Source organism: Candidatus Zixiibacteriota bacterium (genome assembly GCA_040753495.1).
Taxonomy (GTDB): Bacteria; Zixibacteria; MSB-5A5; order GN15; family PGXB01; genus DYGG01.
Genome location: JBFMEF010000128.1, coordinates 1 through 20671, shown reverse-complemented (window position 1 = coordinate 20671; position 20671 = coordinate 1). Strand labels below are relative to the sequence as shown.

Annotated in this window: 16 protein-coding genes; 5 read left to right on the top strand and 11 right to left on the bottom strand. The window is 52.0% G+C overall.

The window, feature by feature from the left end; all coding sequences use genetic code 11:
- The first annotated feature begins 208 nt into the window (after window positions 1-208).
- The 3 genes from AB1690_08415 (at window position 209) to AB1690_08405 (ending at window position 6740) form a co-directional block, all read left to right on the top strand.
- The gene (locus tag AB1690_08415; GenBank protein ID MEW6015331.1) at window positions 209-1789 is read left to right on the top strand and encodes a T9SS type A sorting domain-containing protein; all 1581 of its coding nucleotides are present in this window, start codon (window positions 209-211) and stop codon (window positions 1787-1789) included.
- A gap of 154 nt (window positions 1790-1943) precedes the next feature.
- Window positions 1944-3887 (top strand): aconitate hydratase, encoded by a 1944-nt coding sequence (locus tag AB1690_08410; protein ID MEW6015330.1) that lies wholly within the window; start codon window positions 1944-1946, stop codon window positions 3885-3887.
- A gap of 159 nt (window positions 3888-4046) precedes the next feature.
- Entirely contained in the window at window positions 4047-6740 is a 2694-nt protein-coding gene (locus AB1690_08405) for a bifunctional acetate--CoA ligase family protein/GNAT family N-acetyltransferase (protein MEW6015329.1), read from the top strand.
- Window positions 6741-6805: 65 nt separating this feature from the next.
- On the opposite strand, the gene AB1690_08400 is transcribed toward AB1690_08405, so the two are convergent.
- Complete coding sequence (locus tag AB1690_08400; GenBank protein MEW6015328.1) at window positions 6806-7216, bottom strand: bacteriohemerythrin; 411 nt, start codon at window positions 7214-7216, stop codon at window positions 6806-6808.
- Window positions 7217-7330: 114 nt separating this feature from the next.
- Window positions 7331-7675 carry a tRNA-binding protein gene (locus tag AB1690_08395; protein ID MEW6015327.1) on the bottom strand — a complete coding sequence of 115 codons (345 nt, stop codon included), beginning with the start codon at window positions 7673-7675 and terminating at the stop codon, window positions 7331-7333.
- 160 nt (window positions 7676-7835) lie between these two features.
- Here AB1690_08395 and AB1690_08390 point away from each other — a divergent pair, with 160 nt between their 5' ends.
- Window positions 7836-8489, top strand: a complete 654-nt coding sequence (locus AB1690_08390; protein ID MEW6015326.1) for a hypothetical protein — start codon at window positions 7836-7838, stop codon at window positions 8487-8489.
- A 98-nt stretch (window positions 8490-8587) separates the two neighbouring features.
- Here the strand turns inward: AB1690_08390 and AB1690_08385 are convergent, their stop codons facing one another.
- The 4 genes from AB1690_08385 to AB1690_08370 all read right to left on the bottom strand — a co-directional run bounded on the left by AB1690_08385 (window position 8588) and on the right by AB1690_08370 (window position 12991).
- On the bottom strand, window positions 8588-9964 hold the full coding sequence (locus AB1690_08385; protein MEW6015325.1) for a dockerin type I domain-containing protein: 1377 nt from the start codon (window positions 9962-9964) through the stop codon (window positions 8588-8590).
- 45 nt (window positions 9965-10009) lie between these two features.
- Complete coding sequence (locus AB1690_08380) at window positions 10010-11155, bottom strand: hypothetical protein (protein MEW6015324.1); 1146 nt, start codon at window positions 11153-11155, stop codon at window positions 10010-10012.
- Complete coding sequence (locus tag AB1690_08375) at window positions 11140-11580, bottom strand: hypothetical protein (protein ID MEW6015323.1); 441 nt, start codon at window positions 11578-11580, stop codon at window positions 11140-11142. The genes AB1690_08380 and AB1690_08375 overlap by 16 nt, the downstream gene beginning before the upstream one ends.
- Window positions 11581-11803: 223 nt before the next feature.
- Window positions 11804-12991 carry an FAD/NAD(P)-binding oxidoreductase gene (locus tag AB1690_08370; GenBank protein ID MEW6015322.1) on the bottom strand — a complete coding sequence of 396 codons (1188 nt, stop codon included), beginning with the start codon at window positions 12989-12991 and terminating at the stop codon, window positions 11804-11806.
- 364 nt (window positions 12992-13355) lie between these two features.
- Here AB1690_08370 and AB1690_08365 point away from each other — a divergent pair, with 364 nt between their 5' ends.
- A complete protein-coding gene (locus tag AB1690_08365; protein ID MEW6015321.1) occupies window positions 13356-13649 on the top strand; it encodes a hypothetical protein in 294 nt (97 codons plus the stop codon).
- An 11-nt stretch (window positions 13650-13660) separates the two neighbouring features.
- Here the strand turns inward: AB1690_08365 and AB1690_08360 are convergent, their stop codons facing one another.
- From AB1690_08360 to AB1690_08340, 5 genes are read right to left on the bottom strand one after another with little or no spacing between them, the layout of a single operon-like run.
- Window positions 13661-15010 (bottom strand): NAD(P)-binding domain-containing protein, encoded by a 1350-nt coding sequence (locus AB1690_08360; GenBank protein ID MEW6015320.1) that lies wholly within the window; start codon window positions 15008-15010, stop codon window positions 13661-13663.
- Window positions 15011-15025: 15 nt separating this feature from the next.
- Window positions 15026-16636, bottom strand: coding sequence for a hypothetical protein (locus AB1690_08355; protein MEW6015319.1), 1611 nt, complete (start codon window positions 16634-16636; stop codon window positions 15026-15028).
- Window positions 16636-17880: a hypothetical protein gene (locus tag AB1690_08350; GenBank protein ID MEW6015318.1), complete on the bottom strand. Its 1245-nt coding sequence runs from the start codon at window positions 17878-17880 to the stop codon at window positions 16636-16638. The genes AB1690_08355 and AB1690_08350 overlap by 1 nt, the downstream gene beginning before the upstream one ends.
- Window positions 17877-19580, bottom strand: coding sequence for a cytochrome c3 family protein (locus tag AB1690_08345; protein MEW6015317.1), 1704 nt, complete (start codon window positions 19578-19580; stop codon window positions 17877-17879). Before AB1690_08345 ends, AB1690_08350 begins: the two co-directional genes overlap by 4 nt.
- Window positions 19581-19586: 6 nt before the next feature.
- Entirely contained in the window at window positions 19587-20519 is a 933-nt protein-coding gene (locus AB1690_08340) for a hypothetical protein (GenBank protein ID MEW6015316.1), read from the bottom strand.
- Between the last annotated feature and the right edge of the window lie 152 nt (window positions 20520-20671).

Sequence of the window (20671 nt, the reverse complement as noted above, 5' to 3'; positions counted from 1 at the left end):
TTTCTGATAACGCAATTCGTTGTATATCAAGGCATTAACATAAGCGGAAGGATTGATTTTTTGAGCCCTCTGAACCTTTTGACAACGGTGCACTATTTGAATCTCAAAATTCTTGTTGCCGGGATGCTTTTAATCAGCAGATATAAGTTCAGTTGAACATTACGGCTGAAACTGCGTCAAACTTCTATTATAGAGGAGGAAGTAGATTATGAAATCAATAGTTAATGTAATCGCCGTTTGTTTGTTAATCGTGGCTTTTTTTTCAGCTGCTTCGGGGGGAAATCTCCCATCCAACTTGAAACCGAGGCTGGTTGACAATGAGAGTTTCATCAATGCCAATTCCATCTTGATGTTCATCACTAACCGGGGGCTGTTCGGACGAGATATTTCGGGGCATTTTGGATATGACTATGGGACATTTTATCCTTATTTCAGTATCGCTCAAATTGAAAACGGAACCGAAATAAAATCTCCGCTATTTTCGGGTGGTCTCTGGCTGGGGGGAAAAGTCTCGGGAGAAACGCGCGTCGCGGTTGCTGAATTCGGCACGGAATTCTGGCCCGGTCCGATGGAGGGAAACACATATATCTCCGACGCCGACACTGTAACCGCCTTTCGCGTTTACAAGCTGTACTCCGACAGCATGCAGAGCAACCCAAATACCGATTACCTGGAGTGGCCTCTGTCACAGGGGGCGCCGGTCGATGGAAGCAGCAATCCGCTGCTTCTGGGCAATCAGACCCTGTTCTCCGTTTACAATGATGCCAATCCCTCTACGCATAATCTTACCGCCGGCTCCAGCGCCCCGCTGGGGATAGAAGTGCGTCAGTTGACCTGGGCGTCAGAGTCAACCTCGCGCTCAAGAATCATTTACTTGGAATATCGTCTCTTCAACAGGTCAACCGAGAATATCTCCGATTTCTATCTTTCCATATTTCTCGACCCGGATATCGGAGGAACTCAGGACGACCTGACTGGATGCGACACCCTCTCCGGCATCATCTTTTCTTATAACGCTACCAACAGCGATGCTGTCTATGGCAGCGCGCCTCCGGCAATCGGAGTGAAGATGCTGTATGGACCGATTATTAGTTCAATGGACGATACCGCCTATTTCTTTGGAGCCAGACTGCCGGGATTCAAGAATCTTGCGTTCAGTTCTTTTATCAGTTATCCCAATGGCGATGACCCGCAGAGCGCCGAGGAGAGTTATAACCTGATGAGGGGTTTGCGACGGAATGGGTTGCCTTTAGCCAACGGGACCAAATTCAGTTACCCCGGCGACCCGGTCACCGGGACCGGCGATTTGCAGACTATCGCCGGGAATCCCCATTTTGTTGGAACCTTTGGGCCTATCGATTTCCCCGCCGGCGACAGCCAGTATGTGCTGGTGAAACTGGGTATCGGACAAGGGAGCGACCGTCTCAGTTCCCTCACAGATCTGCGCTACATCCTGAATCTTCCCGATTCACTGCACAGCGATATTCCGGACATATCGCACCCCCTTCCCGAAGCGTTCATCCTGGAGCAAAATCATCCCAATCCTTTCAACGCCGAGACAGTCATTGAATTTTCTATTGTCCGTCCCGGATATTTAGAACTGGCGATATATAATCTTCTCGGACAGAAAGTGGCGGCACCATTTGAAGGGATACCGGCGCGCGGCGTAAATCGTGTCAGTTGGAATGCCCATGATTATCTGGGAAAGCCTCTTCCTTCTGGAATCTATTTCTATCGTCTCTCATCAGATGAATTCAGTCTGACCAAGAAGATGATACTCTTGAGGTAGAGCTTGAGGTTGTTGAATAAAGGTCATCGAGTCGTCACGATTCAGACCTATAATAACGCAATTGTCAGAATATAATTTTCAATCCTGAAGTACCTGGATGCGTAAAACTGTAACTACGATATAATATTGCAGTGAATTGATTTCAGAGGATTGTATGGGCAAGTCATTGGCGCATAAAATAATCGAGTCGCATCTGGTCTCCGGTGAAATGAAACCCGGGTCGGAAATAGGTATCAAAATCGACCAGGTGCTGGTGCAGGATATTACCGGTACGCAGGTATTTCTCCATTTTGAGGCGATCGGAATCGACCGTATTGGGGCCCGTTTGGCGGTCTGCTACGCCGACCACAATGTTCTTCAGGTCAAGCCGGAGAATATGGAAGACCATCTCTATCTGCAGTCGGCGGCTAAGAAATTCGGCGTCTGGTATTCCAAAGCGGCGAACGGCATAGGCCATCAGATTCATCTGGAGCATTTCGCGGTTCCGGGGGAAACGGCGGTCGGGGCCGACAGCCATACCCCGCACTGCGGCGGAGTCGGGATGATTGCTATCGGCGCGGGGGGGCTTGATGTTGCCGTCGCCATGGGGGGCGGGGCGTACAATTTTGTCATGCCCAGAATTGTCAACATCTACTTGACCGGAGAACTCAAACCCTGGTCAAGCGCTAAAGATGTTATACTGGAGATGCTTCGAAGAATCACCATTCGCGGAGGATTGGGGAATATTTATGAATTTTCCGGTCCCGGAGTCAAAACCCTCAACGCCCAGCAGAGAGTTACCATCACCAATATGGGAACAGAATTAGGCGCCACGACCAGCCTTTTCCCCAGTGACGAAATCACCCGCGATTTCTTTGCCCGTATCGGGCGTCCCGGGGATTGGAGAGAGATGCTTTCGGACAAAGATGCTCAGTATGATGACCGGATGGAGCTGGACCTCTCCCGTATCGAGCCGCTGGTGGCGCTTCCCTCGCTTCCCGACAAAGTTGTGCCGGTCAGTGACGTTGCGGGCACCAAAGTGGAGCAGGTGATTGTCGGGAGTTGCACCAATGGCGCTTATGCCGACCTGAAGGCGGTGGCGAAGATAATGAAAGGAAAGCAGGTTCATCCTGAGGTCAATTTTATCATACATCCGGCAAGCCGGATGGCGCTGGAACTTCTGGCGGAAGAAGGATTTCTGACCGACCTGCTCAAAGCCGGGGTCAATGTCGCCGAGCCGACCTGCGGCGCCTGTATCGGGACCGGCCATGTCCCGGCGCCCGGCACAAATTCGGTGCGGGCGATAAATCGAAATTTCCGCGGAAGAAGCGGCCTGAAAGATGACCAGGTCTATCTGGTCAGCCCCGAAACGGCGGCCGCAACCGCTATCGCCGGTGTCATAACCGACCCGAGGACGATGAATCTGAAAGCGCCGGAGTCGGAGTTGCCGTCACGTATTAATCAGGATAATCCCAATCTGGTGCCGCCGGCGTCGGTGGATGAAGCCGCCAGATTGGAAATCCGCAGAGGGCCCAATATTGTACCGGCTGCTCCCAAAGATATTCTTCAGGACCAAATCAGCGGCGAGATACTGATAAAAGTTGAAGATGATATCAGTACCGACCATATCATGCCGGCCTCGGCCGAGATTCTGGCGTTCCGTTCCAATATCCCGAAAATCAGCGAGTTCGTTTTTTATCGGCTCGACCCGACCTTCAGCGCCCGCGCCAGAGAGAAAAACGGCGGGTTCATTGTCGGGGGTGAGAACTACGGGCAGGGCTCCTCGCGCGAGCATGCCGCCCTGGCGCCGATGTATCTCGGAATCAAGGGAGTGATTGCCAAATCATTCGCGCGGATTCATCACTCCAACCTCATCAATTTCGGCTTACTGCCGTTACTGTTCGAAGACAAGAAAGATTATGACCGTTTGAGCCAGGGAGATATTCTGGAAATTTCTGATTGCCTTGACTCCGTGGACAGAATGAACTTCACCATCACCAACAAATCAAAGGGATTCAGTTTTAAGGCAAAGGTGAATCTCACCGCCCGTCAAAAAGAACTGCTTAAGCTGGGGGGGCTATTGACCTATACACGAAAGACCGGCTTGAAGGGAAAATAATTGGGAATTTTTCGATCTGCCTTTTGAACTGCTCCTGGAAGAAACAATCAGCTGGAAGTCACTTTCATTTCAGCGCACTCGGCAGCGTAGTTGCCGCCATTTGCTTAAGGACCGCATTTTAATTACATTGCTGTTCAGAGTTTCTGGAGAGTGACAATTATGGCAGAACGAATAAACAGCCTCGACCGCATCTTCAACCCCAGGCGCATTGCCCTGCTCGGCGTCACCATCAATCCCAACAGCGTCGGGGGAAAAGTTCTGAGCAACCTGGTAGGCGGCGGATTTCGCGGAGTCGTTTATCCGGTCAATCCCGAAAGCGAAGCGGTGCTGGGAATTCAATGCTACCCGAACGTTAAATCGCTCCCTAAAGTCCCCGACCTGGCGGTAATCTGCACTCCGGCAGAAGAGGTCCCTCAGGCGGTTAGAGAAGCGGGCCAAGCCGGAATTCGGGGAGTGATTATTATGTCCGCGGGATTCAAGGAGACCGGTCCTGTCGGGCGGGCGCTGGAAGAGCAGGTCAGCCGGGAAGCGGCTAAGTTTGACGGTATGCGGATTATCGGTCCCAATTGCCTCGGCTTTATTGTCCCCGGCCTGAAATTGAATGTCAGTTTTGCTTCCGGTATGCCCAGAGCCGGAAATGTCGCCTTTATTTCGCAATCGGGCGCGCTGTGCACGTCGGTTCTCGATTGGGCGATTGAAGGAAAAATCGGATTTTCTCATTTTATCTCTATCGGGAATACCCTCGATGTCGGCTTCGGCGACCTGATTGACTATTTCGGCGAGGATATCAACACCAAGGCGATAATTCTTTATATCGAGTCGATAAGTTTTGCGCGACGCTTTATGACGGCGGCGCGCGCTTTCGCCCGAACCAAACCGATACTGGCGTATAAGGCGGGACGATTCCCGGAATCGGCGCAGGTCGCCGCCTCCCACACCGGAGCGATGGCATCGGAAGATGCTGTCTTTGACGCCGCCTTTCAGCGGGTCGGAGTAACAAGGGTCTATGATATCGGGGAGATCTTCGACTGCGCCGAACTTCTGGGTCGCAACAAAGTCGCTCGCGGCTCAAGATTGGGAATTATCACCAACGCCGGCGGACCGGGGGTGATGGCGACTGATGCCTTGATTCAGGAGAAGGGAAGTCTGGCAGTTCTTGCGGATGAGACCATTGCCAGACTGAACGAGACGCTCCCGGCGGCCTGGTCACATCGAAACCCGGTCGATGTCCTGGGAGACACCAACTCCAAACGGATTGAGAAGGCAATGCAGATTATGCTGGATGATTTCGGGGTCGATGCCGCGCTGGTTATTCTGACTCCGCAGGCGATGACCAATCCTGCCGCCACGGCCAGAGTGGTCGGAAAACTGGCGATGGAATCTAAAAAACCGATTCTGGCGGCATGGTTGGGGGGCGGCTCGATGCGGGAGGGAATTCAGATTCTTATCGATAGCGGCGTGCCTACCTATCAAACCCCGGAGCAGGCGGTACGGGCATTCATGACGCTGGTCGAATATGGCCGGAATCTGGAAATTCTGTATGAAACTCCCCGGGATATCAACATTCAGTTTCTTGCCGACCGGGAAAAGAATCGGGAGGCTTTTGTCGCCAAGCATTTTGGAAGAAATGAAATCTTGTCTGAAGAAGTCTCCAAATCGCTACTGGAATCTTACGGCATTGCCACGACTCGACCCCTGCCGGCGGCGACATCCGATGACGCGGTGCGGATTGCCAATAAAATCGGCTACCCGGTGGTTCTCAAAATTTTCTCTCCGGATATTACCCATAAAACTGATGTCGGCGGAGTGGCGCTCAATCTCGATGATGAGGTGATGGTCCGCGCCGCTTTCGAGAAGATTGTTGCTGCGGCCAAAAGCCAGAGGCCTCAAGCGCGCATTGAAGGCGTAACAGTTCAGCCTATGATTGACATTCGCGACTCGGTCGAGTTAATCGCCGGCATTAAGAAAGACCCGGTCTTTGGAACCGTTATGCTGGTCGGAATGGGCGGTATAACCGCCGAACTTCTGGGAGACAAGAGTCTCGGATTCCCGCCTCTCAATGAACGTCTGGCGCGGCGGATGCTCGAGTCGCTCAAGATATGGCCCTTGCTGAATGGTTATCGGGGACGGCCGGCAGTCAATATCGATGAACTGGTAGAAGTACTGGTTCGCCTATCGTACCTTGCCGCCGACTATCCGGAAATAAAAGAGCTGGATATAAACCCGCTTATGGCCTCACCCCAGGAAATAATCGCCCTGGATGCCCGCGTGGTTATAGACCTGGAGATATTCGGAAAGGAGATTGAACCATATTCCCATTTGGCTCTTCGTCCTTACCCTGAAAAATATCTGAAAAAAATCAATTTAAAAGACGGCACGGAAGTGACATTCAGACCTATTAAACCGGAAGATGAGCCGCTCTGGATGGCGCTTCTTGCCTCCTGCTCCAAAGAAACCATTTATTCCCGATTCCGCTATTCATTCCATTGGAATTCGCATGAAGTCGCCACCCGCTTCTGCTATATCGATTATGACCGCGAAATCGCGATTGTCGCCGAGACTGAAGAGAAAGGGGAACGGAAACTTCTGGGAGTGGGGCGCCTGATTGCCGACCCCGAGCATGAGACGGTCGAATATGCGGTTCTAATCGCCGATGCCTGGCAGAAAAAAGAGTTGGGGAGTATGCTGACCGATTACTGCATGGATGTCGCCCGCAAGTGGAAGCTCAAAAAAATCGTGGCGCAGACCACCGCCGACAATCGCCCCATGATTTCGGTTTTCGAAAAAAGGGGATTCAAAATCGCTATCGACCCGACCGATTCCACGGTGGAAGTCGAAAAGGAAATTGCCTGATAAGGTAAGACGGCCAGTCGAAGCGCAATCGGCCAGGGCAAGAGCTATCTCATTTGATTCGACTACTAAGCATTCCCGACTCTGGCAGCGATGGCATCGCCAATCTTTCGGTCTTCTTTGATTATATGCTCTACTAACCATCTCTTCAAGAATGTAATCAGCTCAAATACCGTCAGCTCTTTTCCATGCTTAAGGGTGACCATCATGTCGGTCACCTGCGCCGTCAGGTCAAGATGCAATCGCCGATGCCGCTGATAATCCGGAAACTGTATCTCTTGCATCAACTCTTCTTCAGCGGCAAAATGGTATTGCGTATAATCGACCAGCGATTTCAATACCAGGTCAATTTCCGAATCCACTGCCCCGGCCGGGATTGACTTGTGTAACCGGTTGATCATGCTGACCATTCGCTTGTGCTGATTGTCGATACCGACGACCTCGATGCTGAAATCCTTTACCCATTTGACGAACGCCACAATCTCGTCTCCTCTTCTAAGCCCCGTCTAATCAGAAATGAGCGCAGTTAGCCGCAATATCTGATATATCGGAAAGTCTTGCTTAAAAAATGAGGATTCGGTCGACCGCCGCGCCTAAGCCAGAAGACTCCCGTTGGGAACCTTTCTCTCCGGCTGTGCCAGGACCACATCGCCATTGTCAAAGACAAATCCGGTCACCAGCAGTTCTGATTTGAAGCCGGCAATGTTCTTCGGGGCAAAGTTGGTAACGGCTATTACCTGACGTCCTATCAGGTCTTCCTTTTTATACAGTTTTGTCAGTTGAGCGCTTGATTGGCGGATTCCCAGGTCGCCCAAATCGACCCAGAGTTTGTATGCCGGTTTGTGCGCCTGGGGAAAGTCCTCCACCCGCACCACGGTGCCGGCGCGCAGTTCCAAGCGGGCAAAATCATCCCAGGAAATAGTCCCGGATTTTTCCATAACTTCTCCAATTACAATGAGTTACAATTTATTAAGAATCTTCATATTTTCCTCCAATCGAGGTCGAACGATACCGATATAATATATATGACAGTGACCTTTAAGACCAATATCGAAGTCGCCGGTTCTGCAAAATTCGTTCTACTATAAGGAGCAAGAGATGCGCAGATTATTCGTTTCCGCCCTTTTTAACCTGGTGCTGATTCCCTTATTGTCATCTGGTATAAACGCCGATGTCAGCTTCGGCATAACGGCCGATGATGACGGATTAAAGAGCTTCTATCTTGCGGTTGGTGACCATTACCGTGTGCCGGACAAAGAGATTATAGCGGCGCGAGAGAAAAGAATTCCCGACGAGGAGCTCCCGGTTATCTTCTATATCGCCCGAAAAGCCGATGTTCATCCCTCAATAATTATCGACATGCGCCTTCTCGGTCGACCCTGGATGGATATAACATTGCATTTCAAGCTGAGTCCGGAAATTTATTATGTAAAGGTTAAGGAAGACCCGGGCCCGCCCTATGGCCGGGCACTGGGGCATTTCCGCAATCGGGAGAAGTCGCGCTGGGGAACCATCGTTCTCAATGACGTCGATATAATCAATCTGGTCAACCTTCGTCTGGCGTCGGAATATTACAAACTATCGCCGGAGCAGGTAATCAAATGGCGCGGCGAAGGCAAGAATTTTGTCGCCATTCATAAGGAAATCAAGAAAGCCAAGAGCGAAGGGAACAAGAAGGAGAAGAATAAGGGAAAAGACTCCTCCGACAAGCAAAAGGAAAAATCGAAAGGGAAGGCAAAAGAGCGGGGATAAACGGAGATAGCCTGCCTCCATATCGCCTCCCTCTGGGTTAATAAGAAAAGGGGAGCATCGGAAATCGATGCTCCCCTTTTTATATCTCAAAATTCGGCTTACAAATAAACCGGCGGCATACCGCTTTTGTAAAGATAACTTATCAGGTAGGTGGCATCCAGAATATTAATGACACCGACTCCGTTAGCGTTTCCCGCTTCCAGCGGATTGGGCGCAGGACCCTGCTTATAAAGATATGAAATGATGGAGGTGGCATCGAGAATATTGACCGTCCCGTTCCCGTTGGCGTCACCGGCAACATATGGAAAAATTTGAACCTGCTTGGTGGATGACCAGTTGCTGAGCATGCCATATTCGTCACGTGACTGCACCGCTACATACTGAATGCCGGTAGCACCCCAGGAGTGCGACGCCGTGCAGGTGTCCAGGGGATTATGCATTCCATACCAGCCCGAGGTGTCGCCCGACTGCCAGTAAAAGCGGTACTCCAGACGGTCCCCATCGGGGTCGTCGCCAACTGTCTTGAAACTGTATGGTTTATTTATGGCGCCTTGCGCTATCCCGGTGGGAGTTTCAGGCGTGGTCGGCTTGGTATTGATTATTTCCCGATTGGTAAGAACATAACCGACATCAATGACACCGGCGCTGACCCAGTCCATTGAGACGGAGAGATCGAAGCGATGCGCATCGCGAGCGCCGCACTGGGCAATCCGCTGAATGTACTGAGAAGGAAAGGGGTCGCCGTTGACATAGACGCGGTACCCGCCGTCAAAAAAAGCCGAGGGGAAAGCGCCAATATTGTAGTCATTAAAGACCCGGGCTTGGGCTTTGGCGTTCATGTCTTCCACCATCGCCACGAAAAACATAGGATACTGTTGCGATTCGTAAATCTGGCTCAGAGCGTCTCTCATAGGCGGACAGTATGGACACCAGGTGCCGGTGCCTTCTTCGATAAAAACAGTATGGGAGTAGTTGGCGTTGACCGTGTTGCTCCACTGGCTATCGATTTTGGCGGCTGCCGCGGCATCGACATTGTAGGCGGTGAAGGGATAACCGGAATATGAATATGCGGTGTACCCGGCGCCATTGAAAATGGCCGCTATCACAATCAGATTATTGGCCGAGAGATTGTTAAATCCGGCGGCATTGCCGTCCCAGCGAATCGTATCGGCACGAGATTCGTCGTACGCCAGCGAAAGCGGGATATCGAGGGCGAAATCAAGGAAGCCGTAATGATACGGCTGATAGTCATACGCCTCCCAGCGGGACAGCGGCTCCGCGACATAAATGCGCAGACGTCCCTGATAATTGGGATGCCCCATAGTTTCCGCCAGAAGCTCCACCAGCGGCGGCGCCGGCTCAAATGCCAGACGCGGTCTTGCCAGACAGTAGTTTTCTTCCGCCACCACGGCTGCGGCTGACAGAAGGAGACAGAGGATGGCGGTAGGAAGCCAAGTTGCAAGTTTGAAAGTCATCGCCCTTCCCTCACATGTTGATTTTTGCATTGGTTCAAATTACCTCTAAAGTCTGATATTTAATCCGAAAGTAATGGCGGTTAGATTGTAATTGTAGAGACCGTGCGTCGAGCGGTTGTCGCCGTACTCCAACTGCAAATTCGGCTCCAGAATCAGTCCGGAACGAAAGACAATTGGTCTTTGCAGACTGAAATAGAAGCGGGATTGAAAATCGCGTCGCGGCTTGGCGCGACCCCTTATATAGGTTCCATTCTCGGCGGTGGTGAAGAAGTTCTTATCCCAGTATCCGGCGCCGAAACTGGTGATGAAATGCGGCAGAAGGTAGGTTTTGACTGTGGCCGAAACAGCCTGCCCGTCATAAATGGACGCCCAGGGAGAGATAAAACCAGTGGCTATTCCCCAGACAACGCGGCCGTCAAAATTAGAGAAATCGCGGTAGGTGTACATCACGCTCACCCCCGTTTTGGCGCCGAGCTGGCGTGAAAGTCGAGGTGAAATATAAAATGATTTGAGGCGGTCATCGGTCCAGGAAGAATCTATCGGCGTGAAGGGATTATAGATATATATGAACCGGATAGACTCCCGAATCCGTTTATATCCCATGGTCGCGTAACCGGACTCAACGTCCAGGCTGAAATTTCCCGGAAGGGTGGCATTGAAGCCGGCGAATAACTTGAAAGTCTTCTTGTCGGCTCCCACATAATTGGTATATATCAGCGAATTGTAAGAGACTCCACTGCGGAGTTGGAGGCGGGAAAAAAGACGGTACCCTAAGGAGAGACCGAAATCATAGTTGTCGGTATTGAATTGAGAATAAGAATCGCGGTAAGCCTGGGATGAAAAGGCGCCGTTGACCAGAAGTGAGAAGCGGGAATTGGCCGCTGTCGGAATAAAGCGCAGTCCGACCCCGCCTACAAAATTGCTCAGGTCGGAGGTTTTGCCATAATATGTATAACCGTTATTTATGTTCAATTCCAGTTTGGAAAAGGGATAATAGTTAATCGAAGCGCGAACAGTAGAATAGGAGTCCTTAATGGCGCTGGAATCGCTCAGGAGATTTTCGGTGTAACCGCCGCTGCTGCTGAAATCTACTTTCAAGTCGGCCGAGGCATCAAGGGCGAAAATAACCGACGATACGGTCAGCAGAACCGTAAAGAGATATTTTCGAAATCTTCTTAACGAGGTTGACATACTCCTCCGGCACAGACCATTCCTCCCGACATACTGCTCATCCCGATGCCGTTTCCGGGACCGAAAGCAGCATCAGAGTCAAGACTGCATCGGTTGCGCATCAGAGAGCGGGCGGAAAATTGCAGTCCTTTGAATTTTGCGGAGGTAGAAGTTTCTTCTGTGGCGGTCAAGCCGGGCAGGGAAAAATCGGCCAGAGATTTAAAATCGGAATCGTTGTCAGATACCTGAGAACCGGATGATGGCTGCTTGCTGAATTCGGGAATACCGTCATTGTCGCTGTCGGTCGCATTGTCGTCAAATCCATCCCCATCAAGGTCGACAAAATGAGTTCTGCCAGGCTCGGCGGTCAGGGCGACCGAGCCAATTAAAAAAATCAAACCCGCCAGGCAGAAGAAGAAGGCGGTTTGTGCTCGATTATGGCGCATTGTTGCTCTACTCCCAGCTTGAGGCTTGCGGTGAAGAGGTATATTTTAATCAGTAAGAAAGACGCAGTACCTATACACTTTGTTCATCTATATCACACAATATCACTTAAGAATACCATTATTATCCGTTTTGTCAAGAAGGAAATAAATAGAGGCCGGATTACAAGCGATTGAGGAAGTCTTGGACCGACTTCTACTGAAATAGTGAGCTGAAAACAGGAACTTACAAATAGGTTGCCATCCAGGATTCGACCCAGGCTTTCTTTTCGGCGAACTGGATATGGTCGGGAGTGCGGGGGTTCATAACGGGATGGGGCATCTCATAAAAGGAGCCTTCTCCCCGGAGCGCTTTCTCATCCCCAATCTCGATATAGCAGAATCCTTTTCCGTCAAAACTATCCCCCTTTCCGTTCCCCAGAATCTCAGCGGCAATCCGTGAGGCCACCACTCTGCCCTGTCGCTCCGCAAATATGCCGGCTTTGGGCAAAACCAAAGGAACATCGGGGGCAAAACGCCCGGGAAGGGGGACTGATGCCACATCCCCAATGGCATATATCTTCCCGGGTCGGGGTGAGTTAGCCAATTCCAAAGTCATAGGGTCGGCCGGAATCCAACCGGATGGCGCCGCCAGTCCGCTTTCCCGTACTGCCCGCGGCGCCGAATGGGGCGGGATGGCGATGAGCAGGTCGTATGGGATTTTTGTCCCGTCGGCAAGCAGAACCGTCTTTCCCGAACCGTCAACTTCCTGAATCTGGCTTTGCGGATGAAAACCGATACCGCGCTCCTCCAGAAGACCAATGATGAACTTCCCAATCTCCGGACCGGCCGTGCCCATCGGCGCTTTTTCGACGGTGTAGATATCGATGCTCGATTTGCCCCTCAAATTGCGCCCTTCCAGATAAGAGTCAATTAACATAGCGGTTTCATATGGACCGGGGGGGCATTGAAAGGGAAGACGAGGAATGATAATTGCAATTCGCCCTCCTTTGAACTCCTTGAGAATTCCCCTTAGCCGTATTGCCCCCTCGCGGGTATAAAAAGTCTCGGCGGCACCGGAAAGTCCCGGAATAAGGCTCATATCCAATTCCGCCCCCAGCGCAATCACCATATAGTCGGCAGTGAGGCGACTGTCGCGGGTTATCGCCTGCATATTGGAAAGGTCGATTCTATCGACTTCGGTATGGAGAAGACGAATCCCGTGGGAGCCGAGGGCGTCAAGAGAGCGACTGACTTTCTCCTCGGCGGCGTGACCCAGCATCACCCAGGTCTTGGTCGCCCCAACCTGGAAGGAACGGGTCTTACTCACAACCACTACTTGATGTTCTGATGAGAGAGCCCCCCGCAGATGCCAGGCGGTGGCAATGCCGCCAAAACCTCCCCCCAGTATCAGGATAGTGCTTCCTTTGCTCATTTCTCCTCCAAAAAGGTCATTTCCGGAAAGTGCGGCGACCGCACCTGCGCTGATAGTCAAGAAGGTGCGCCGCGATATCGGGGTGGACCTTAAATATGACCTGTGCGACATTTTGCAGATTCAATGAGAATCAAAATTGATACGACCGCGACGATGCCGTCTGGAGTAAATAAATCAAGGAGAAGAAAGACTGGTTCATCTGTTTTCATGGCGCGCGCCAAGAGCAGAATCTATTTGCGGCAGCGGTTTTTTCCAACCGCCGGAAAGAATTTCCCGACCGAATTTAGGCTCCAAGATTTTCCCGCTTATTTCGTTTAATAATTGTATTTCTAATCAGATAGAGAGAAAAAGGAGCTGAAGAACTATGCCGAAATACCTGATTGAGGTTCCCCACGAGGAAGAGATTGTGGCATGCGCCAAAGTTATCAAGGTTTTCCTCGCCACCGGGTCTCACTTCCTGGCGAATGCCGAATGGGGGTGTGAAGACGGCGAGCACAAAGCCTGGATCATAGTTGATGCCGACAGCAAGGAAGAGGCTCGGGCGGTGGTGCCGCACGCCTTCCGTCATGAAGCCAAAGTTACATTGCTCACCACTTTCACCCTGGAACAAGTGGACAATATTATTAAAAATCACACCGGTATTGATGAGGGATATTAAGGGGAAAGAACTTAAGCTGTGGCGGCCGGCTGATAGAAGCGCCGGTCGGCTTCAACAAAACTGATAGCGTCTCCCCCGAAGGCAATGCCGCACTGACGAAGCATCTCAAACGGAGGAATCCCCCCGGCCTGTATAATGACAAATTCGTTAGGGATTTCAGTCTCCCCCTGGGGGGTTGTCAGGACTACTGAGTCGGGTCGAATTTCCTTTACTTGCGATTCGAAGAGCACTTTGATTTTTTTCTCTTTAATCAATTCTTTTAACTTTTCCTCGTTCTTTTTCTTGATGCGGAAGAAGCTCTTCTTGCGGTAAGAAATAGTCACCTGGTTCCCTTTCTGCCGTGCCAGCCCGACTGCGGCTTCCACGGCGCTGTCGCCGCCGCCGACCACCAGAATAGCCTTGTCGCTGTACGATTGGGCATCGACCAGCTGATACATCACTTTAGGCAATTCTTCACCGGGTACGTCCAGTTTCCGGGGAGAGCCGCGACGTCCCATCGCCAGCACGACCGCCTCAGCGCGGAAACTTTCCGCCGCCGTCTTAATCTGGAAGCGGTCGTCAAGTCGTTCTATCCGCTCCACCTTCTGCCCCGTCGCGATATTGACCTGAAAGCGGCTGATGATATCGTACCAGGCGTCCAGCAGGAACTCCTTGGAGTACTCTTCTTTCTTGAGCCAACCGTAGAGCGGGATTTCGACCGGCTGAGTCATAACCAGTTTGCGGCGCGGATAATGGCTGATGGTGCCGCCGACATCACTCTGCTCAAGAACCAGATAGCGGAGTCCATAAGCGATGGCGCTCAATGCGGCGCTTAATCCGGCCGGCCCGGCGCCGACAATGACTACATCATATCCATCCTGCCACGGTTCTTTTCCCCGGCGACGCGCGATTTCATCAACCACCATTTTTCCCTGCGATATGGCGTGACGAATTAAGGAAATACCGCTCAACTCACCGGCAATATACAATCCCGGAACGGTTGTTTCATTCTTTTCACTCAACACCGGAATGTCAGGACGGCTCTTAATATCCCCCAAGCCAACCTTAATCGCTCCCACCGGGCAGACCATTTCGCAGAAGCCATGACCGACACATCTTTCGCCATTGATGACCTCGGCCGCTCCCCAAACCACGCCCAGCACATCTCCTTCCGGGCAGGCCTGCACACATGAGCCGCATCCTATGCACAGAGAGCGGTTGACCTGCGGGTACTGCGCCCGTGGACGGTCTATTCCCAGTTCTTTGGCCTCATTCCTGCGATGTTCCGTTTCTTTCTGACTGCGGCGGAATTTGAGCAGGTAAGGGACAAAGACCACCAATATTAGACCGAGCGCAAAAAGCCAGATATAGAGCTGCTCCATAACTATTGCCTGTCTTTAACGGAAACGATATCCCAATTCACCCTGGGCGCGCCACCCTCTGATGTCATCGCCGTCATCCAGTTGGAACGCCGCCCCCACAAAATAGTTGCCTGAGAAACTGAAGTCGCTGCGCCACTCCCCCCATTGATTGGTTCGATAGGCGCCGCCGGAAGACGGTTTGTACAGATATCGTCCCAGGGTGATTCCATGCTGCCCGAAACGAGCGGTATGGAATCCGAGCCTCAGGGAGTAATTTGTTCCTTTCTCAAATGCGCCATTGAAGCCGGAGGCAAGAATCGCCGCGGAAAGTTTCCCCCTCCAGAAACCGTGGCGGCTGATATCGGCGGCGTAGGTGTAGGTCGGACGCCGGTCGCCGCTTCGTTCATTGAAACCAAAGGCTCCCCCGAGACGAAACCGCCGCAGGAGATTCCAATCAAATCGGGCGCGGGCTCCCTGACGGATGCGGTCATCAAAGAGACTGTCAATCAACGTTCTTATTTCGTAGCTCCAGTAGTTCTGACGGTTGTCGTAACTCATCCCCACCCGGAGTGAGCCGCTCAGATTGTAGAAGCTGTTGATATAGAGATTCGAAAGAGAGACGGTCTTGCCGCTTTTCTCTTTTCTCCAGTCGTTATTGATATCGATTTCAGCCGTATGATACAATCCAAAGCGCGAAACGAAATTGATTCGCCCCTGCACCAGCAAATAGTTGCGATTAACCGTTCTCCCATGGTACTCCCCGAGAGCGGCAATGGTCTGGTCGATAAGTAGCCCCGGATGGTCACCCAGGGTGAAATTTATGTAACCGCCGCCTCGATTCAGTGAAGCGCGCGGATTATTATATAACCAGTCGGGATAGACTCCGCCCAGAAGACCGATACGCCAATTCTCTTTGAGCCGTCCTTCAATGATAATGCCATCAATATAGCCGATACTTCCGGCCCGTCGGGGGAGAATTCTCCCTACTGCAAAATTGAACGGCGCCGCGTTATCTTCATAACTGAGCGAGAACTCCCAGAGACGGTTTTCCCAGGAATGACGGGAGACTTCCGGCGCCGGAGAACGACGGCGGTTATCATAGCGACCCCGGGAGCGGATGGAAAGAGTCAACTCTTCACCCAGAAGCCGCCGCGCCTTGAGATTGATGCGGGCGGTGCTCTGGGTGAAATCAAGACCGGCGCGACCATTGTCATCGTAGTGATAAAATAGAAGCGAGATGCTCCCGGCAAGTTGTGATGGCGGTCGTGGCGAAAAAGTCTCCTTCTCGACTGGCAAAATGACCGTGTCAGCCGGCAGCGGTGTCGATACGGTCGGCGCTGCGGTTTGCGGCGGAGCCGCCCGGGAAACCAGAATGGCGACGTCGCCGGCGGAAATTGTTCCAGATGACGATAGAATCCGGCACGACGCCGAATGCTCGGCGACATAGACGATTTCCAATTCCGCCGTCGCGCCGGCAGAACCCTTGACGCTCAGTCTGTCTCCGACTGACAGGCTGTCGGCGCGGCCGCCATCGATATAGAGATTCTCCACCGAGAGATATTTGACCCGGAACTTTGTCTCAGAGGCAGAAAGCAGCGGCGCCGCGCCAAATAGAAGAATTATCAGCACTGGAATGAAGCGAGGCATCAATGTCTCCCCTGGGGATGGCAGCCATAGCAGGCGGCGCTGGCGTACTGGTAGTTATTCACCTGCGAATGTTTGTTGTCCATATCGGTCTGATTATGTTCATGGCAGTTGATACATTCGAAACTGGCAAAATTGGTCGGGTTGATATGGCAATCGGCGCAGTTATCCCACTTTCCGGCATGCGCTCCTGAGTAGATAGGAAAATACAAGCCGTCATGGTCCCAGGTGGTTCCACTCCAGTTTGAAGTGGAATGGCAGGTCTGGCAATCGGTCGGGAAATTAGCCGCCGCATGATTGGGGTCGGTAGTGGCGTCATAATCATCCTGATGGCAGGCGACACAGGCGGTTGGGGTGCCGGTATAACCGGACGTGTGACAATCGGCGCAGGCGACAGTCAGATGCCGCCCGGTGAGAGGAAATCCGGTGGCATTATGGTCGTATGATGCCGGCTGCCAGGCGACAGTCGAATGGCAGACCTTACAGGTCTGAGGAAAACTGCCCTGAACGTGATTCGGGTTCGCTGCCGCCATATAATCATCGCTGTGACAGTCATAGCAATCGGTTGGAGTTCCGGCAAAAGTCTCGCTGTGGCAGACCATACATTCCAGAAGCGCATGAGCGCCGGTCAGAGGAAAAGTCGCTGGATGAGTATAGGTGGCGTTATCCCAGGTGCCGCCGGCGGCGCTGTGACATGGCTCGCAGTTCATCGAAAATCCGGCCCGGGAATGGCTCGGATTGGAAGTGGCGGCGAAAAGTGAGCCGTGGCAAGATTGGCAGTCGGTCGGGGTGCCGGCATACTCCTGACGCTGGTGCCCGCGATGGCACGATTCACAATCGGCAACGGCATGAATTCCAACAAGCGGAAATCCCCGTTGGGCATGAAGCGACAGCAGGTCCTGGCGATTCTGCCAGTCGCGGGGGATATGGCAGTTCTGGCAGGCAAGCCCCAATTGTCCCTGGTGATGGTCGGTATGGCAGTCGGCGCAACTGACGCCGACATGACTGAAGACCGGCTCTTTATGGCAGGCGATACAAGGAACCGCGCCATGCGCTCCTTCAAGAAGGAAGCCGGTTTCAGCATGATTGAAAGCCATCGGTTCGCGAAGCAGTTTCCAGGATTCCGAGGTATGGCAATCCTGACAGTCCCATTGAAGTTTCCCGTGCGGATTGTCTCCGGTCTGGCTGACCACGACCACCGCAAAGAGACCGGAAAAAAGCGCTATAGCCGTCATTACAAGTTTCATAGTCGCATTTTCCTTTCGTCAAATTCCGCTCCGCCATGGCAGGAAACGCAGGTTGTATCCAGCGGTTTATATTGAACAAACAGTTTGTCATCTTTCATTACCGGTATATGACATTTGGTACAGGGGACTTTTTGATGCGCCCCTTCCAGTTTGTATCGCGAATCGCGATTATGCACGAATTTTTCTGCCGTCCAGTTACTGGGTGTATGGCACCGGGTACAGTCGGTATTGCCGGGCGAGTCAGCGGCGGCAAACTGCCCCCGGTGAATATCATCATGGCAGTCCTGGCAGAGTTTTTTCTTGGAGGCGAAGGCGATATGGACGTCACTCCCTTTCTTCTCCCTATGATGACATTTAACGCAAGGGGTAGCCTGATGTTTTCCCTCCAGAGCGAATTCTGTCAGACTGTGGTCAAAGGAGAGCTTTGCCCAGGATTCCTCGATATGGCAGGATTCGCATCCATCTTTACTGACAAATCTATCTACCGCTCCATGGTGCGGGTCGGCATGACAGACCAGACATCGGATAGGATTGAATTGAAAGCGGTGGCTTCTGATTTGGGTGGCACGGTCGGTGACAATATGGCAGGCAACGCAGGGGACAGCCAGGTGCGCTCCGGTGAGGGGATAATCGGTGGAGTCATGCTGGCTCAGGCGAAAATTGGCCGGGGTAAAGCCGGCAACCGTGTGGCATTCTTCACAGGCTCCCTGTGAGGCGCGATGGGCGAATTCCCCTTTATGATAATCATTATGGCAATCAAGACAGGCGGCAAACTTAAGCGCTGCTGTCTGACGCGGCTTGTGGCATTTTTCGCAGGCGGTATTTTTATGTTTCCCCTCCAGCGGATACCGTGTTCGGCTGTGGTCGAAATTGGCGGTGCTCACCGTGCGCCAGCCGTCGGGGGTATGGCAATTCCGGCAGACCGGCCCGAGCCGTCCTTTGTGGACATCCTGATGGCAGTCGGTGCACTGGGAATGGGGGATTACGGCATACTTAGTGTATGATTTATCATGAGTGACGGTCTTATCGGTTATGACCGGATGGCATTTTTCACAGGGAACGGCGGCATGCTTTCCAAGCAGAGGATATCCGCTTTGGCTGTGGTCGAATCCCCGGGCCGGTTTCCACCCGGATGGATTATGGCATTTTGAGCAATCGGACAACAGCTGCCCTCGGTGCTCGTCAAAGTGGCAACTGTTACAGGCGCGATTCAGCCCCAGATATGTCTTGGCAAGGTCAAACTTGTCTTTCTCTAAAGCCTCTTTATCGCGCAGCAATTCTTTGCGATGACATTTCCGGCAATCGGCGGCGGCATGTTTCCCTTCCAGCAGGAAGCCGGTTTCCGAGTGGTCAAAGGCTTTCTCCCCGCCTTTGAAATAGATAAGCTCGTAATCTTTTCCCTGATGCTCCACATGACAGAGTTGACATTCTTTATAATCCGGATTACCGTGCAGTCCTTTCTGCTCAGCCTGCCTGATGGCAATTGCAGTATGACAGGCGAGGCATTTAGCGGGAATCTGTTCGGTCGAGCTGCCATGGCACTGGCTGCAGTTATCCACCCCCTCAAGAAAAGAATGTGAGCGGTGCAGTTCGCCGGGAGAAATCTGCGCCCGGGCAACGGAAATCAGGAGCATCCCGGCAATGAGGAGCAAGCTTGCTTGCCGGATAAAAAACGGAAATTTTGAAATGATCTCAGTCATTGTCCCTCACCTGACCCAGCCATATCCGGTCCAAACCGCCACTCCGATATGGATGAACATAATAATATACATAATAATGGCGAACGGCTTGTGTATTACATGCCAGTAATGAAAGACTCTTTGCACATTTGAGAGAGCGGCGATTTTGCGGTGCAAGAGCGCCCGCTTGAAAAGCTGACTATACAGCTCCTCAAAACTGCGACCTCCAAGATTGAGAGTTTCCGTCAGCCGACGCCGGATGCGGCTCTTTATCAGTGGCCGACGGATATCGTCAAAGAGAAGTCGCAGCACCGACATGACGGTCCCTTTCCCCCGAGGTTCCAGCTCCTGCTCGAACAGGGAGGAGAGGAATTTCAGCTTCTCTTCCTCGATGCCAAATCGCTCCTTCAGCAACCGGGTTTGCGCTTCAAGACTCTCTTCCATTTCGCTCAGGCTGAGTTCATTATCCTGTATATTGCGGGGAATCTGACGGTAGAGATATCGCCCGAAATAGCCGCTGAGCGCCACCGCCACCATCGACCAGAAACTGACCGCCACCAGCCCTTGAACCTTGAAAGAAGTATGCAGAACAATAAAAAGCGGTCCTACTACCCCCATGTAGATATGAAAATCGAGAAAGGGACGCAGGGTTCGGTTTTTCCCAAAGAGGCTAAGCCGCTTCTGAAGCGAATAGACCAGCATCAGGAGCATCATCGCCGAGCCGATTATTCCGTAGGTCAATCCTCTGCTTCCGGCCGGCTTGAATATCCGGTAATCTTCATGACGGGGACGTTCCGCATAGGGAGTGGAATAGTAGGAGTACCCCTCGATGAAGAGAACAACGAGAACGGCAAAAGAGAGCAGATAGACTGTCCAGAGAATTATACGGCGTCCGGAAGCCCGGCTTTTCATTTCCCGCGCCATTTGCTTACTTTCTGCTACTTCGGAATTTACCGGCACAATATGCCTTCCTTTATGCCTTAAGTAAAGAAACCAATTAAGCAGGCAGATTCGTTAGCAAATAGCCAATAATATCACACGACCGTAAAGCCGTTCCTTATATTGAGGATTCTGAACCTGCCATTTAAACAAATTATCGGCAAAAAAGTGCC

Coding starts and splice junctions, on each gene's coding strand:
- AB1690_08415 (MEW6015331.1), top strand. CDS start 209: ATGAAATCAATAGTTAATGTAATCGCCGTTTGTTTGTTAATCGTGGCT.
- AB1690_08410 (MEW6015330.1), top strand. CDS start 1,944: ATGGGCAAGTCATTGGCGCATAAAATAATCGAGTCGCATCTGGTCTCC.
- AB1690_08405 (MEW6015329.1), top strand. CDS start 4,047: ATGGCAGAACGAATAAACAGCCTCGACCGCATCTTCAACCCCAGGCGC.
- AB1690_08395 (MEW6015327.1), bottom strand. CDS start 7,675: ATGGAAAAATCCGGGACTATTTCCTGGGATGATTTTGCCCGCTTGGAA.
- AB1690_08390 (MEW6015326.1), top strand. CDS start 7,836: ATGCGCAGATTATTCGTTTCCGCCCTTTTTAACCTGGTGCTGATTCCC.
- AB1690_08385 (MEW6015325.1), bottom strand. CDS start 9,964: ATGACTTTCAAACTTGCAACTTGGCTTCCTACCGCCATCCTCTGTCTC.
- AB1690_08380 (MEW6015324.1), bottom strand. CDS start 11,155: ATGTCAACCTCGTTAAGAAGATTTCGAAAATATCTCTTTACGGTTCTG.
- AB1690_08375 (MEW6015323.1), bottom strand. CDS start 11,580: ATGCGCCATAATCGAGCACAAACCGCCTTCTTCTTCTGCCTGGCGGGT.
- AB1690_08370 (MEW6015322.1), bottom strand. CDS start 12,991: ATGAGCAAAGGAAGCACTATCCTGATACTGGGGGGAGGTTTTGGCGGC.
- AB1690_08365 (MEW6015321.1), top strand. CDS start 13,356: ATGCCGAAATACCTGATTGAGGTTCCCCACGAGGAAGAGATTGTGGCA.
- AB1690_08360 (MEW6015320.1), bottom strand. CDS start 15,010: ATGGAGCAGCTCTATATCTGGCTTTTTGCGCTCGGTCTAATATTGGTG.
- AB1690_08355 (MEW6015319.1), bottom strand. CDS start 16,636: ATGCCTCGCTTCATTCCAGTGCTGATAATTCTTCTATTTGGCGCGGCG.
- AB1690_08350 (MEW6015318.1), bottom strand. CDS start 17,880: ATGAAACTTGTAATGACGGCTATAGCGCTTTTTTCCGGTCTCTTTGCG.
- AB1690_08345 (MEW6015317.1), bottom strand. CDS start 19,580: ATGACTGAGATCATTTCAAAATTTCCGTTTTTTATCCGGCAAGCAAGC.